Source organism: Pseudomonas sp. IT-P218 (genome assembly GCF_949767605.1).
GTDB classification, from domain to species: domain Bacteria; phylum Pseudomonadota; class Gammaproteobacteria; order Pseudomonadales; family Pseudomonadaceae; genus Aquipseudomonas; species Aquipseudomonas putida_AE.
In genome coordinates this window covers 149,329-164,191 of sequence record NZ_CATKQQ010000044.1, presented here as the reverse complement: position 1 = coordinate 164,191, position 14,863 = coordinate 149,329, and the positions used below count along the sequence as shown (strand labels likewise).

Below are 14,863 nucleotides of genomic sequence, written 5' to 3'. Positions count from 1 at the left end.
TTGTGAACTGCGTCAGGTTCGCGGATTCCCCTTTTCGATCATCCCCCAGCATAATTGCGCCATCCTCCAACCCCGCGATCACGCCCTGGGAGAACGCCTTGCCGAGCGTATCCAACTTGACCACCGCCGATCCGGCGTTGCTGGTGCAACTCTCCGACAGTCACCTGTTCGCCGAAGCGGACGGGATGCTGCTGGGCATGAATACCCGTGACAGCCTGCAAAAAGTCATCGACTTGGTACGCGAGCAGCAGCCTCGGATCGATCTGATCCTGGCCACCGGCGATTTGTCACAGGACGGCACGCTCGAGTCATACCAGCAGTTTCGCGAGTTGACCCGACAGCTCGACGCGCCGGCGCGCTGGATTCCCGGCAATCACGACGAGCCGCGGATAATGGCCGAGGCCGCGGTGCAGAGCGCCTTGCTGGAGTCGGTGGTGGATGTTGGCAACTGGCGGGTCACCCTGCTCGATTCGGCCGTGCCGGGCTCGGTACCGGGGTATTTGCAGGATGAACAGTTGCAGTTGTTGGCCCGTTCCTTGAGCGAAGCGCCAGAGCGGCACCATCTGGTGTGCCTGCACCATCACCCGGTATCGATCGGCTGTGCGTGGATGGAGCCGATCGGTCTGCGCAATCCTGAAGCGTTTTTTGAAGTCCTGGATCGTTTTCCACAGGTGCGTGCCGTGCTGTGGGGGCATGTGCATCAGGAAATCGATCAATTGAGTAACGGCGTGCGTCTGATCGCCTCGCCATCGACCTGCATTCAGTTCGAACCGGGCAGCGAAGACTTCAAGGTGGGGGAGCAGGCGCCGGGGTATCGCTGGTTGCGGTTGTTGCCGGATGGGCGGCTGGAAACCGGTGTGGAACGCCTGACCGGGTTCGACTTTCAGGTCGATTACGGCTCCAACGGCTACTAACCCATCCCTTGTAGGAGCTGGCTTGCCAGCGAAGAGGCCGTCACGATCAACATCAATGTTGTTTGATAATCCGCTTTCGCTGGCAAGCAAGCTCCTACAGGCATCGCATTTCATCGGCACCCAACGTGCCAAAGTCCCTGTAAACTCCGCCTCTTTACCCGAAGCTCAGGGAGTTCAAATGTCCGGCTCGATCCTTTATATCCACGGTTTCAACAGCGCGCCTGCGTCGAAAAAGGCCACCCAGTTGAGCGAAGTGATGGAACGCCTGGGCTTGAGCGACCAATTGCGCGTGCCGGCCCTGCATCACCACCCCCGCGAGGCCATCGGTCAGCTGGAGCAGGCGATTGAAGCGCTCGGACGGCCACTGCTGGTCGGCAGCTCGCTCGGCGGCTACTATGCGACTCACCTGGCCGAGCGCCATGGCTTGAAAGCCCTGTTGATCAACCCTGCCGTCAGTCCGCACCGGATGTTCGACGGGTTCCTGGGTACACAGAAGAACCTGTATACCGACGAGGCCTGGGAAATGACCCACGACCATGTGACGGCCCTCGCCGAGCTGGAAGTGCCGGCACCCCAGGACCCGCAGCGCTATCAGGTATGGTTGCAGACCGGTGACGAAACACTGGACTATCGCCTCGCCCAACAGTATTACCGGGCCTGTGCCTTGCGCATCCAGGCCGGTGGCGACCATGGTTTCCAGGGTTTTGCCGAGCAGCTTCCGGCCATGCTGAGTTTTGCCGGCATTGGCGCAGATTTGTATCAGGCGATTGATTTCACCGCGCTGTGAAACCTTGCCCCTATTTTCAATGAAAGACTGACGACGAGACCCCATGGCCACTCCCAGCGCTAGCTCTTATAACGCCGACGCCATCGAAGTCCTCTCGGGCCTCGACCCGGTGCGCAAACGCCCCGGCATGTACACCGACACCAGTCGGCCGAACCACCTCGCCCAGGAAGTCATCGACAACAGTGTCGACGAAGCCTTGGCCGGGCATGCCAAATCGGTGCAGGTCATCCTCCACGCCGATCACTCGCTGGAAGTCAGCGATGACGGCCGTGGCATGCCAGTGGACATTCACCCCGAAGAAGGCGTTTCCGGGGTCGAACTGATCCTCACCAAGCTTCACGCGGGTGGCAAGTTTTCCAACAAGAACTACCAGTTCTCCGGCGGTCTGCACGGGGTGGGTATTTCGGTGGTCAACGCCTTGTCGACCGAAGTCCGGGTGCGTGTAAAACGTGACGGCAACGAATACCAGATGACCTTCGCCGACGGTTTCAAGAAAACCGAGCTGGAAATTCTCGGTACGGTCGGCAAACGCAATACCGGCACCAGCGTGTTCTTCGCGCCGGACCCGAAATACTTCGATTCACCGAAATTCTCCATCAGCCGCCTCAAGCACGTGCTCAAGGCCAAAGCCGTCCTGTGCCCGGGGCTGCTGGTCAGTTTTGAAGACAAGGCCAGCGGCGAGAAAGTCGAATGGCATTACGAAGACGGCCTGCGTTCCTATCTGGTCGACGCGGTCAGCGAATTCGAGCGCCTGCCGGACGAGCCGTTCTGCGGCAGCCTGGCCGGTAACAAGGAAGCCGTGGACTGGGCGCTGCTGTGGCTGCCGGAAGGTGGCGACGCGGTGCAGGAAAGCTACGTCAACCTGATCCCGACCGCCCAGGGCGGTACCCACGTCAACGGTTTGCGCCAAGGCCTGCTCGACGCCATGCGCGAGTTCTGCGAATTCCGCAGCCTGTTGCCACGCGGCGTGAAGCTGGCGCCGGAAGACGTCTGGGAACGCATCGCTTTTGTGCTGTCGATGAAAATGCAGGAGCCGCAGTTCTCCGGCCAGACCAAGGAACGCCTGTCTTCCCGTGAAGCGGCGGCGTTCGTCTCCGGTGTAGTCAAGGATGCGTTCAGCCTGTGGCTCAACGCGCACCCGGAAACCGGCCTGGCGCTGGCGGAACTGGCGATCAACAACGCTGGTCGTCGCCTCAAGGCCAGCAAGAAGGTCGAGCGCAAGCGCATCACCCAGGGGCCGGCGTTGCCGGGCAAGCTCGCCGACTGCGCCGGGCAGGACCCGATGCGTTCCGAGCTGTTCCTGGTGGAAGGTGATTCCGCCGGTGGTTCTGCCAAGCAGGCGCGGGACAAAGAGTTCCAGGCGATCCTGCCGTTGCGCGGCAAGATCCTCAATACCTGGGAAGTCGACGGCAGCGAAGTGCTGGCCAGCCAGGAAGTGCACAACATTGCCGTGGCCATCGGTGTCGATCCGGGTGCCGCGGACATGAGCCAGTTGCGCTACGGCAAGATCTGCATCCTCGCTGACGCCGACTCCGACGGCCTGCACATTGCGACCCTGCTCTGCGCGCTGTTCGTCCAGCATTTCCGCCCGCTGGTGGATGCCGGTCACGTCTACGTCGCCATGCCGCCGCTGTACCGCATCGACCTGGGCAAAGAGATCTACTACGCCCTCGACGAAGCCGAGCGCGACGGCATTCTCGATCGCCTGGTGGCCGAGAAGAAGCGCGGCAAGCCGCAGGTCACCCGATTCAAGGGCCTGGGTGAAATGAACCCGCCGCAGCTGCGCGAAACCACCATGGACCCGAACACCCGGCGCCTGGTGCAACTGACCCTGGGCGATAATTTCGACGCGACCTCGGAAATGATGGACATGCTGCTGGCGAAAAAACGCGCTGGCGACCGCAAGACCTGGCTGGAGTCCAAGGGCAACCTGGCGGAGGTGCTGGGCTGATGCGGCTGGGCTTTGCCCTGGCGTGTGCGTTGCTGCTGACCTCGATGACGGTGTCTGCCAAGCCGACACCGCAGCTGCGCCTGTTGTCCGAGCACGCCGTGGACGGCATGCGCGGCGGCAACCTGTCCGGGCTGGCCCAGTGCGGCACGGAGTTGTGGACGGTCTCCGACCGCGACGACGACCAGATCTACCGCCTCGAGACGGGCGCGGGTGTCTGGCGTGCGGAAGCGGTGGGCATCGGCGTGCCGCCCGTGCCGGAAAGCGGCTTGCCCTGGGGCCTGCGTTCGCGGGCCTGGGTGTCGTCGTTCGTGCGTGGCGGTGACCTGGATTTCGAAGGGATCACCTGCGACAGCGTCGGCAATCGCTACGTGGTCAGCGAGTCCCATGCGGCGGTGCTGCAAATTCCGCCAACCGGGCCAACCTTCTGGCTGAAGATTTCGCCGCTCATGGTTCGCGAGGCGCGGGCCAGCGGTCTGTTGCTGCGCTTTAATGCATTGTTCGAAGGCCTGGCGATCAATCCGCAAGGTGACCAGTTGTGGTTGTCCGCCGAGCGCGAGAGCCGCGGGTTGCTGCTGGTCAAGCGCAAGCAGACCGTCTGGGACTGCGATGGCGGCTGTGTGCTGCTGAGCGAAGGCGCAAAGGAGATGCAACCGGCACAATTTCCCAGCGCCAGGCCGATGCCCCGGGATTTTGCCGACCTGTCATGGTTCGACGGCAAGCTGTTTACCCTCGAGCGCAATGCGTACCAGATTTGCCGTCGTGATGCGGTGACAGCCAAGGTCGAGCGCTGCTGGTCGTTTGCCGATGAGGCGTTGCAGGAAAATCGTCGTTATCCCCAGGATTTTGCCCTGACGGAAGCCTTGATCGTGGACGCCGAGGGCGCCTGGATCGGCATCGACAACAACACCGGCGCCCGCGCCGATGGCGAGGTCCGTCCGATCGTCTGGCGCTTTGCTGTACCTGAAGGTGGCTGGAGTGCCAAGTCATGAGCCAGCAAACGCCGGGCAAACGTGCCGGTCGGGTATTGATGGTACTGGCCTGGTGCGCCGCTTTGTTTCTGGCGACGCGGTTTTTCGGCCAGTGGGAAGAGCGTCAGCAAAATCCGAATGTGGTCGTCAGCTCGGAACGCGGCGAGGGTTTCGTCGAGGTGAAACTGGTCAGCAATGGCCAGGGGCATTTCGTTGCCAGCGGCCATATCAATGGCCAGCCGGTGAATTTCATGCTCGATACCGGGGCGACCGATGTGGCGATCCCGGCGCAAATGGCCGAACGGCTGAAACTGGAACAAGGCTTCGGGGTGACCCTGAGCACCGCCAACGGTCGCACCGAGGGTTATCGAACCCGGGTCGACCGGCTGCAACTGGGCGACATTGTGTTGCGTGATGTGCGCGCCATCGTCGTGCCAGGCCTGGATGGCGAGCAAGTGCTGCTCGGTATGAGCGCGCTGAACAAACTTGAATTTACCCAGCGCGGTGGCACCATGCTGCTGCGCCAGACAACGAACCGATGAGGCCCGCATGAGCGACTCCCTTGATCTCAGCCTGGACGGTGTAGAACGCCGGTCACTGGCTGACTTCACCGAAAATGCCTACCTCAACTACTCCATGTACGTGATCATGGACCGTGCCTTGCCGCATATCGGCGACGGCCTGAAACCGGTACAGCGCCGCATCATTTATGCGATGAGCGAGTTGGGGCTGGACGCCGATTCCAAGCACAAGAAATCGGCGCGTACCGTCGGTGACGTGCTCGGTAAATTCCACCCCCACGGCGACTCGGCCTGTTACGAAGCCATGGTCCTGATGGCCCAGCCGTTCAGCTATCGCTATACGCTGGTGGATGGCCAGGGTAACTGGGGTGCGCCGGACGATCCCAAGTCCTTCGCCGCCATGCGTTACACCGAAGCACGGCTGTCGCGCTACTCCGAAGTGCTGCTCAGCGAACTGGGCCAGGGCACGGCGGACTGGGGCCCGAACTTCGACGGCACCCTCGACGAACCGCTGGTGTTGCCGGCACGTTTACCGAATATCCTCCTCAACGGCACCACCGGTATCGCCGTGGGCATGGCCACCGACGTGCCGCCGCACAACCTGCGCGAAGTCGCCAGCGCCTGCGTGCGTTTGCTCGACGAGCCCAAGGCCACGGTCGAACAGCTCTGTGAACACATCCAGGGTCCGGATTACCCGACCGAAGCGGAAATCATCACGCCGCGCGCCGACCTGCTGAAAATCTACGAGACCGGCCGCGGTTCGGTGCGCATGCGCGCCGTTTATCACATTGAAGACGGCGACATCATCGTCACCGCGCTGCCACATCAGGTTTCCGGCGCCAAGGTGTTGGAACAGATCGCGGCGATGATGCAGGCCAAACCCTCGAAAGCTCCGCAAATTGCCGATTTGCGCGACGAGTCGGACCACGAGAACCCGTGCCGGATCGTGATTATTCCGGGCGCCCGGAAAAACTTTGACCACGATGCGTTGATGCAGCACCTGTTCGCCAGCACCGAGCTGGAGTCGAGCTACCGGGTCAACATCAACATCATCGGCCTGGACGGCAAGCCGCAGCTGAAAAACCTGCGGGCCCTGCTGGTCGAGTGGCTGGAATTCCGGGTCCGGACCGTACGCCGCCGCCTGCAATTCCGCCTGGACAAGGTCGAGCGTCGCCTGCACCTGTTGGACGGTTTGTTGATCGCTTACCTCAACCTGGATGAAGTGATCCACATCATCCGTACCGAGGAGCAGCCTAAAGCCGCGCTGATCGAGCGTTTCGCCCTGAGCGAAATCCAGGCCGACTACATCCTCGACACGCGTTTGCGCCAATTGGCGCGGCTGGAAGAAATGAAGCTGCGTTCCGAGCAGGACGAACTGCTCAAGGAACAAGCCAAGCTGCAAGCCCTGCTGAGCAGCGAAGCCAAGCTGAAGAAGCTGGTACGCACCGAGCTGATCAAGGATGCCGAGACCTATGGCGACGACCGTCGCTCACCAATCGTCGAGCGCGCCGAAGCCAAGGCGCTGACCGAGCACGATTTGCTGCCGAACGAGAAAGTCACTGTCGTGCTGTCGGAAAAAGGCTGGGTGCGCTCCGCCAAAGGTCACGACATCGACGCCACCGGTCTCTCCTACAAGGCTGGGGATGGTTTCAAGGCGTTGGCGGCGGGGCGTTCCAACCAGTTTGCGGTGTTCATCGACTCCACCGGGCGCAGTTACTCGGTGGCGGCACACACCTTGCCTTCGGCCCGTGGTCAGGGCGAGCCGCTGACCGGCCGTCTGACGCCGCCGCCAGGGGCGAGTTTCGAATGCGTGCTGATGCCCGAAGACGATGCGCTGTACGTCATCGCCTCGGACGCCGGTTACGGTTTCGTGGTCAAGGGTGAAGACCTGCAGGCCAAGAACAAGGCGGGCAAGGCCCTGCTGAGCCTGCCGAACAACGCCAAGGTGATCCTGCCGCGTCCGGTGGCCGATCGTGAGCATAACTGGTTGGCTTCGGTGACCACCGAAGGTCGCCTGCTGATCTTCAAGATCAGCGATCTGCCACAATTAGGTAAGGGCAAAGGCAACAAGATCATCGGGATTCCCGGTGAGCGTGTGGCCAGTCGCGAAGAATATGTCACGGACATCGCCGTTGTGCCGGAGGGCGCCACTTTGGTGCTGCAGGCCGGAAAACGTACCTTGTCACTGAAAGCGGACGACCTCGAGCACTACAAGGGTGAGCGTGGTCGTCGTGGGAACAAACTGCCACGTGGCTTCCAGCGGGTAGATGCGCTGTTCGTCGAAAACCTCAATTAAGCGTCCTAGAGGCCTCGATCTACGATTTAACGCGTAGATCGACGCTTTGGCGCTGGAGTCGGAACGCATATTCACGGATGATATGGCCTTTCAAGCGCCGGCGTGGCCGAGCGTTCTTCATATTTATTGAGTATTTTCACTGTGATTAGCCTTGTGGCAATCACCTGGATGGGACGATGACTGCTCTGCGCCTTCCTTTTATTTTGATGCTCGCCGGCGTACTTGGCCTGGCGGGTTGCAGCGTTCACCAGCCGGTGTCGCTGTATCAACTGGACAGCGGAAGTCCGGTTCAGCCTGCGCAAAGCGCGGGCATGGCGGTTTTGTTGGGCCCGGTAACCGTGGCGGACTACCTGCAGCGCGAAACCCTGTTGCAGCGTCAGCCCGATGGCAGCCTGCAAGCCTCGGCCGACGGCCGTTGGGCTGGCAGCCTCTCTTCCGACATCGACCAGCTGTTGCTGCGTCAGGTGGCTGGCCACCTGGACAGCCAGCGTGTCGTGCTGGCGCCTGCGACCACAGGCTTCACGCCGGATGTCCAAGTGCTGTTGACCATCACGCGCCTGGATTCGGGGAAGTCGCAACCGGCGATTCTCGATGCGCAATGGCGTTTGATCGATCGTCGTGGCCAGGTGCGTGATAACCGCATCATTCACCTGCAGGAACAGCACGCCGGCAACACGGCGGCTCAGGTCCAGGCACAGGGTGTATTGCTGCAGAAGCTCGCTGAACAGCTCTCGGTAGCGCTCAAGCCACTGGCCAACCAGCCACCGATCGCCGAAGCACCACGCAAGCCGGCCGCCAAGCCTGCAGCACCGGCGGCGGAACAGGAAAAACAGCCGAAGATCCCGATGGCTGCGCCGATTCGTACGGATATGGAAGTGTTTCGCTTCTAAAGCTCGATGGATTGGAAACAAGGCCCGCGTTGATGCGGGCCTTGTTGTTTCTGCCGGTTGGAGATCTCTAGTGCCTGTCCCGGCCTCTTCGCGGGCAAGCCCGCTCCTACAGTGATTGATGTCGTACACAAGACCTGCGTTCGGCATGGAACCCTGTAGGAGCTGGCTTGCCAGCGATAGCGAAAGGACAGGCAACAAAAAAGCCCGCAGACGATCACTCGCCTGCGGGCTTCTTCATGACAGGGCTTTTACGCCCGACGTTCGTGCATCCGCGCCAGCTGTCGTTCCAGCATCGACGGATAAGGCTCCATCAGCCGCTCCACGCAGCAGGCGCCTTCAGGGCTTGCAATCGGGCGGATCCGTGCGCGCTGGCGGATCAACGCGTCGTCACTGATCTTGCGCTCCACCAGCAGCAGGTTGCGGCTGTGTTGCGACAGGGCCAGGGCATCCTGCGCGGCGTCGGTCAGCAACAGGTCGATCTGGCTCAGGCCGAACAACTCCTCGCCCAGAGTCAGGCCCAGCTGCAATTGCAAGGTGATGCCGCTGTCGGCGACTTCGATCTGCAATTGATGCCCCAGCGCTCGCAGCAGCTCACCACAGCAGATGGCGTTGGTCAGGTAATCGTCGCCACTGTCTTCGGCGTGGAACAGCATCAGGGTGCTGCCATCGTTCAGGGTGTGCAGTTCGCTCTGGTAGAGCGAGGCCGCCTGGTCGAGGCAGTCGCGGTAGCGCTTGAGCAGTTCTTCCAGGCGTGTCCGCGGCAGGCGTCGCAGTTGTTCCTGCGAGCCCAGCTGCACGGCCAGCACGGCGCTGTGCTGCGGCACGTTGGAAGCTACGGGTTTGGCCAGCGGTTTCGCCACACTGTCTGGCGCATCGAGCAAGTCTGCGAACGCATCGTCATCGTCATCGTCTTCAACGGTGCTGACGACACGCCGTGGCGCGGCTTTCATCGCGGCCATCGGGCGACTTTCATCGAAACTCGGATCACGCAGGTTGCGCACTTCGAAGCCCGGTTCGCCGTCGTCGTCATCGTCGTATTCGGGTTCCGGCTCGGGTTCCGGTTCGGCCGGTTCCGGCGCGAAGTCGGCATGCAGCTGGCGCGCCAGGTCGCCGATCTCGTCATTACGCTCGGTGGCCGGCGTGTATTCGTCGATGTTGCGCAGCCACACCCGCAATTGCAGCAGTGGTGTGGAGAGGTATCGACCCATGCGCAGGCTCAAGGCCAGGGACAGGGCCAGCAGGATCGCGCTCAAGATGCCCATGCTTTGCAGGCTGATGGTCATCGGCTGCTGGAACTGATCCATGTCCAGGCTGATGCGCAGCTGACCGGCGGTCACATCCTGGAACGTGATCTTGCTCTGGTACATGCCCTCGGCTTCGCCCAACAAACCATGCTTGGGACGCTGGCCGGCTTCGGCGAGGATGCGGTTGTCCACGCTGTAGATGGCGGCGTGGGCCACCAGCTTGTTCTTGGTCAGGTTGTTGAGCAGCACGTTGAGGCTGAGGATGTCGTTGGACACCAGCAGCTCGGTGGCCGAGGTGGCCGTCTGCATGGTCAGGCTTTCACCCAACGCATCCGCCTGCTCGTGCATGGCCTGCTTGAACTGCAAACCCATCACGCAGGCGTAGATCACCAGGGCCAGAGCGACCAGGATCACGTTATGGCTGGCAATGCGCAATGCAATCGGTACACGGCGGTGGCGCAGTGCACGGAAGATCAGCAGGAAGAAGTTATCGGTTTTTACTGGCGTGGGCCGGTTCACTTGAGCTCGGCTCTTTTGTCCGTGAAGTTGACGCGCAGTATAGCGACAGGCCCTAGGCCGTCAAAGCGCTCACGGTGCCCGATGGTCACTGAATGTGGGTAGAATGCGGTTTTTTTCCACCTGCGGGGGTGCGCCTTGCGCGAAATCGTCCTGATAAACATCACGGGAGTCGACCGTCCGGGTCTGACTGCGGCCATTACCGGCGTTCTGGCCCAGGGTGGTGTGAACATTCTCGACATCGGTCAGGCGGTGATCCACGACACCCTGTCGTTCGGCATCCTGGTTGAAATTCCTGATACCGAACAAGGCAAGTCGGTGCTCAAGGACATCCTGTTCAAGGGCTATGAGCTGGATCAACAGGTGCGTTTCACGCCGGTGTCCGAAGAGGATTACCAGCAGTGGGTCGGCAACCAGGGTAAAAAACGCCACATCGTGACCCTGCTGACGCGCAAGGTCACCGCCGGGCAATTGCAGGCCGTGAGTTCGATTACCGCCAAATATGGTCTGAACATCGACCATATCGATCGCCTGTCCGGGCGCATGCCGCTGGACACCCCGGCTGATAAAGGCAAGGGCTGCATCGAGTTTTCCGTGCGTGGCGAGGCGGCTGATCCGCAGGCGCTGCGGGCCGAATTTCTCAGCGTCGCCCAGGAACTGAACGTCGACATCGCCTTCCAGGAAGATTCGCTGTTCCGTCGTAATCGCCGCCTGGCGGTGTTCGACATGGACTCGACCCTGATTGAAGCCGAAGTCATCGACGAGCTGGCCAAGGCGGCCGGTGTGGGCGACAAGGTGTCGGAAATCACCGAGCGGGCGATGGCCGGTGAACTGGACTTCCGCGCCAGCTTCAAGGAACGCCTGGCGTTGCTCAAGGGGCTGGATGTCGGCGTGCTGGACTCGATCGGCGCCTCGCTGCGCCTGACCGAAGGCGCTGAAACCCTGTTCGCCGAACTCAAGCGCCTGGGTTACAAGACCGCCATCCTGTCGGGCGGCTTCACCTACTTCGCCAAGCAATTGCAGGCCAAGCTGGGTATCGACTATGTGTTCGCCAACGAACTGGAAGTGGTCGACGGCAAGGTGACCGGCGTGGCGGTCGAGCCGATTGTCGATGCCCAGCGCAAAGCGGATCTGCTGAAAGAACTGGCACACAAGGAAGGCTTGCGTCTGGAGCAGACCATTGCGGTCGGCGACGGTGCCAATGACTTGCCGATGCTGGCGATTGCCGGGTTGGGCGTGGCGTTCCGGGCCAAGCCGCTGGTCAAGCAGTCGGCGAAACAGGCGATTTCCACCCTTGGGCTGGATGGCGTGCTGTATCTGCTGGGCTTTCGCGATCGCGACGGACAACTCTAACAGCACCGCAAATCCACTGTAGGAGCTGGCTTGCCAGCGATGGGGACCTCAAGGACGCCATCGCCAGCAAGCCGGCTCCTACAGATTTGGGCTGCGCACTTATGCCTTCGGCAGCCCCATACCCTGACCCATCCGCACCGGCGAACCGGCCAGCAACTCTGCATCCCACTGCACTTGATCCGGCCCGAACAGCACGACAGCGGTCGAACCCAGTTTGAAGCGGCCCAGCTCCGCACCTTTTTCCAGGTGGATCGGCGCACGCGCGGTTTCGTCGTAGCGGAAGGTTTTCAGCTCGCGTTTCGGCGGCGTCACCAGCCCGGCCCACACGGTTTCGATCGACGCCACGATCATCGCGCCCACCAGCACCACGGCCATCGGCCCGCGCTCGGTGTCGAAAATGCACGCTACGCGCTCATTGCGGGCAAACAGTTCCGGAACGTTTTCAGCGGTGGTCTGGTTGACCGAGAACAGCCGACCCGGGATGTAGACCATCTCGCGCAGGGTGCCGGCCAGCGGCATGTGCACGCGGTGGTAGTCCTTCGGCGACAGGTAGATGGTCGCGAAATCACCGCCCATGAACGGCGCAGCGTTTGCCGCATCGCCACCCAGCAGTTCCAGCACACTGAAGCTGTGGCCCTTGGCCTGGAACACCCGACCGTGTTCGATCGGGCCGAGCTGGCTGACCGCGCCGTCGGCCGGGCTGAGGATGGCACCCGGAGTCTCGTCCAGCGGACGGGCACCGTCTTTCAATGCGCGGGTGAAAAACGCGTTGAAGTGCTCGTAGGCGGTGAGGTCTTCGACCAGCGCCTCGGACATGTTCACCTGGTAACGCTTGGCGAACCACGCGGTGAACGCATTCTTGAACCAGCGCATGCGGCATTCGGCGATGCAGCCGGCCAGTCGCGAGAGCAGGTTGTGGGGCAGCAGGTATTGGCTGACGATAAACAGACGCTTGTTCATTAACTGTCCTTAAAAACCTTAAATCTCTACGGGCGTGTCGGGGTGGTTGCCCCATTCGCCCCAGGAGCCGGCGTAGCCTTTGACCCGCGGATAACCGAGAGCCTTGGCCACCAGATAGGTGAAGCCAGATCGATGGTGAGTCTGGCAGTGGGTAATCACTTCTTTGTCAGGCGTAATGCCGAGCTGTTCGAGGATCTGCGGCATGTCGCTGCGGATGCGCAGCTGGCGAGACTTGTCCATGCCGGCGGTCCATTCGAAATTGACCGCGCCAGGGATGTGCCCGGCCTTGGCCGCGAGGACTTTCTCGCCGGAATACTCCAGCGGCCCGCGCGCATCCCAGATCGCCAGGTCGGCAGCGCCGAGACGGCTTTGCAGGTACTCGCGGGTGGCGATGGGTTCGTCGTGCAGGGTCAACGCGACCGGGCCGCCTGCAGGAGCGGGGACCTGGATCGACATGGGCATGCCTTCAGCCAGCCAGGCCGTCAGGCCGCCGTCGAGATAGTGGTATTGGCTGTGGCCAATGACATCCAGCAGCCAGATAAAGCGCCCGGCCCAACCGCCGCCTTCGTCGTCATAGACCACATAGACGGCATCGGGGTTGTGTCCCAGCTCACCGAACAATGCTTCGAGCGCCGCTTGCGGCGGCATCAGCCCCGGCGCGGGTGCCTGGCCGAGTTGTGTGCGTTTCGGATCGACAAACCGCGCACCGGGAATATGCCCTTCGGTGTAGCGGGCATGGCTGGTCAGGTCCACCAGGATCAGTTGGCGGGCTTCGAGGCGAGGGAGCAAGTCGCTCGGCTCGATCACCAGCGGCAAGCCAGAGAAGTCAGACATGTGAGGTCTCCAGGGCACAAAAGGGAGGATTGTAGCGCAGCCTTATTGGCCGCGCTGACTAAAGCTGTGCAGCGCTTTTTCGATGCATTGCGCGGTTTTGCCGAAGGCTTGCACGGCGATGTCCGAGAATGGCCCGCCACCCTGATCCGCCACGACGATCATGATCACTCGCCCATTGTTGAGCAGCGAGCGCAGCAACAGGTGCTCGCCGCTGAACTGGCTACGCAGGTTGTTGGGCAGCAAGGCGGAAAATTGCGCGTTGTTGAGCGGCGTCAGGCGTACCTGGGCCTGTTGCGAGAGCAGGCGTTGCAATAGCGCGCTTTGACTGACGTTAAAATTCAGCCCGGCCACTTCATCAGGCAGGCCGGCCGTCTGGTGCACACGCAGATTGGCGTGGGTGCGGTCGGCCATCAGGATCATCACCCGACGCATGCCACTGGCCACCAGCGCGTCGCGGGCAGAGGTGGTCAGGTGGATGGCATTGGTGAAACGACTTGGCTCGTGCAACAGCTCGGCACATTGTTTGCGCCATTTCGCCAGGTCGTCGGCAGTGGGTGCCGGGGCTGGCTGCAAACCGGCATGTACAGGGTTCGTACCCCATGGCCAGATCAGTGCGACAGCGGGATGCCAAAGATCGGGCATGGCGTGATAACGCGCACTGTTGGCGGCTTGCTGGTGCAATTGTTGTTGCACCTCGTCCATCGGTATTTGCAGGTAAAGGCCGGTCAAGTACTGCCAGCGCTCACTGTGCGGACTGTCCCAGGCCTGCTGCGCCGAGAGGGCCAGGCCGTTGGCCAATAACACCGTGTTGGCCGGTTGATTAAGCCAGCGACGCAGGGTCGGGTGGTCATCCAAGCGGTTCTGCTGGCGTAGCGGATGTTCGCTGTCGCGGGCAATGCGCAGCACTTTCACCAGTTCCCGTTGCTCGGTGAGCAGCAGTCGATAGCCCTGTTGCACCCAGATCGGCAGGTGCCAGAGATCCACCAGGGCCTGGCCGATTTCCAGCAGGCGCGCGCCAAACAGTTGCTGTTCGACTGCGCGCGCCGACTCGCCTTTATGAATGACCCGCAGCTCCCAGTCTTCGAGCAGCTGCGGATGCGTCATGGCAAGCGGCCACAGCGGCGACAGGAACAGCAGGCTGCCCCAGTGGATGTCCTGCCACAGGCGCGCCAGGCGGCCGGCAAAAAAACCGTTGGCCTGTTGGCTGGCGTGTTGGCTGATCATCTGCAACTGGCGCAGGGCTTTCGGGATCTCGGCCTGGGGCATTGCGGGCAATCGCGCGAGCAGCTCCTCGGTGCGCTTCAAGCCAAGGCGGTTGATGGCGACCTCAAGGTTTTCCGCAGGCTCGCTCATGGCGCCATGGCTGTGCCGGTTGGCTTCGCGAATCACGCTCAAGGCCAGGGCCGGGCTGCCCTGCATCAAGTCGGCGATGTTGCGCAGCGAGCTGCGACTGTCGCGCATGGCCCGGCACACTTGATCGTGACTGGCCTGCGGAACCGGCAGGCGCACGCCGTCGAGAAGCTTGACCCAGCCTTCGAGCGTGTTCGGTGTTGGCGTCGGGGCGTTCGTTTGTCTAGCCATGTCTGGAGGCGATCATCGTCAACAATACCTGGGCCCGGAGGGGGTCAA

At 61.8% G+C, this 14,863-nt stretch carries 12 protein-coding genes; 8 read left to right on the top strand and 4 right to left on the bottom strand.

Annotated features, from left to right (window positions below; translation table 11 throughout):
* The first annotated feature begins 98 nt into the window (after positions 1 to 98).
* The 7 genes from cpdA to ACM6I6_RS21135 all read left to right on the top strand — a co-directional run bounded on the left by cpdA (position 99) and on the right by ACM6I6_RS21135 (position 8,327).
* Positions 99 to 914, top strand: coding sequence for a 3',5'-cyclic-AMP phosphodiesterase (gene cpdA / locus ACM6I6_RS21165; RefSeq protein ID WP_323608913.1), 816 nt, complete (start codon positions 99 to 101; stop codon positions 912 to 914).
* Positions 915 to 1,092: 178 nt separating this feature from the next.
* Positions 1,093 to 1,701 (top strand): YqiA/YcfP family alpha/beta fold hydrolase, encoded by a 609-nt coding sequence (locus tag ACM6I6_RS21160; RefSeq protein ID WP_274076779.1) that lies wholly within the window; start codon positions 1,093 to 1,095, stop codon positions 1,699 to 1,701.
* Between the two features lie 43 nt (positions 1,702 to 1,744).
* Entirely contained in the window at positions 1,745 to 3,652 is a 1,908-nt protein-coding gene (gene parE / locus ACM6I6_RS21155; RefSeq protein ID WP_274076780.1) for a DNA topoisomerase IV subunit B, read from the top strand.
* The gene (locus ACM6I6_RS21150; protein ID WP_414920664.1) at positions 3,652 to 4,641 is read left to right on the top strand and encodes an esterase-like activity of phytase family protein; all 990 of its coding nucleotides are present in this window, start codon (positions 3,652 to 3,654) and stop codon (positions 4,639 to 4,641) included. Before parE ends, ACM6I6_RS21150 begins: the two co-directional genes overlap by 1 nt.
* A complete protein-coding gene (locus tag ACM6I6_RS21145) occupies positions 4,638 to 5,162 on the top strand; it encodes a TIGR02281 family clan AA aspartic protease (RefSeq protein WP_046819858.1) in 525 nt (174 codons plus the stop codon). Before ACM6I6_RS21150 ends, ACM6I6_RS21145 begins: the two co-directional genes overlap by 4 nt.
* A gap of 7 nt (positions 5,163 to 5,169) precedes the next feature.
* Positions 5,170 to 7,437 carry a DNA topoisomerase IV subunit A gene (parC, locus tag ACM6I6_RS21140; RefSeq protein ID WP_274076782.1) on the top strand — a complete coding sequence of 756 codons (2,268 nt, stop codon included), beginning with the start codon at positions 5,170 to 5,172 and terminating at the stop codon, positions 7,435 to 7,437.
* Between the two features lie 176 nt (positions 7,438 to 7,613).
* Positions 7,614 to 8,327: a membrane integrity-associated transporter subunit PqiC gene (locus tag ACM6I6_RS21135; RefSeq protein ID WP_274076783.1), complete on the top strand. Its 714-nt coding sequence runs from the start codon at positions 7,614 to 7,616 to the stop codon at positions 8,325 to 8,327.
* Between the two features lie 248 nt (positions 8,328 to 8,575).
* Here the strand turns inward: ACM6I6_RS21135 and ACM6I6_RS21130 are convergent, their stop codons facing one another.
* Entirely contained in the window at positions 8,576 to 10,090 is a 1,515-nt protein-coding gene (locus ACM6I6_RS21130; protein ID WP_323607466.1) for an AhpA/YtjB family protein, read from the bottom strand.
* 135 nt (positions 10,091 to 10,225) lie between these two features.
* Between ACM6I6_RS21130 and serB the strand changes: the two genes are divergently transcribed.
* On the top strand, positions 10,226 to 11,440 hold the full coding sequence (serB, locus tag ACM6I6_RS21125) for a phosphoserine phosphatase SerB (RefSeq protein ID WP_095192149.1): 1,215 nt from the start codon (positions 10,226 to 10,228) through the stop codon (positions 11,438 to 11,440).
* A 99-nt stretch (positions 11,441 to 11,539) separates the two neighbouring features.
* On the opposite strand, the gene asd is transcribed toward serB, so the two are convergent.
* Genes asd through ACM6I6_RS21110 form a run of 3 tightly spaced genes read right to left on the bottom strand, consistent with a single transcriptional unit; the run spans position 11,540 to position 14,815 of the window.
* The gene (asd, locus tag ACM6I6_RS21120; protein WP_323607465.1) at positions 11,540 to 12,400 is read right to left on the bottom strand and encodes an archaetidylserine decarboxylase; all 861 of its coding nucleotides are present in this window, start codon (positions 12,398 to 12,400) and stop codon (positions 11,540 to 11,542) included.
* An 18-nt stretch (positions 12,401 to 12,418) separates the two neighbouring features.
* Positions 12,419 to 13,234, bottom strand: a complete 816-nt coding sequence (rhdA, locus tag ACM6I6_RS21115; protein WP_323607464.1) for a thiosulfate sulfurtransferase — start codon at positions 13,232 to 13,234, stop codon at positions 12,419 to 12,421.
* 42 nt (positions 13,235 to 13,276) lie between these two features.
* A complete protein-coding gene (locus ACM6I6_RS21110; RefSeq protein WP_274076787.1) occupies positions 13,277 to 14,815 on the bottom strand; it encodes an HDOD domain-containing protein in 1,539 nt (512 codons plus the stop codon).
* Positions 14,816 to 14,863 lie beyond the last annotated feature (48 nt).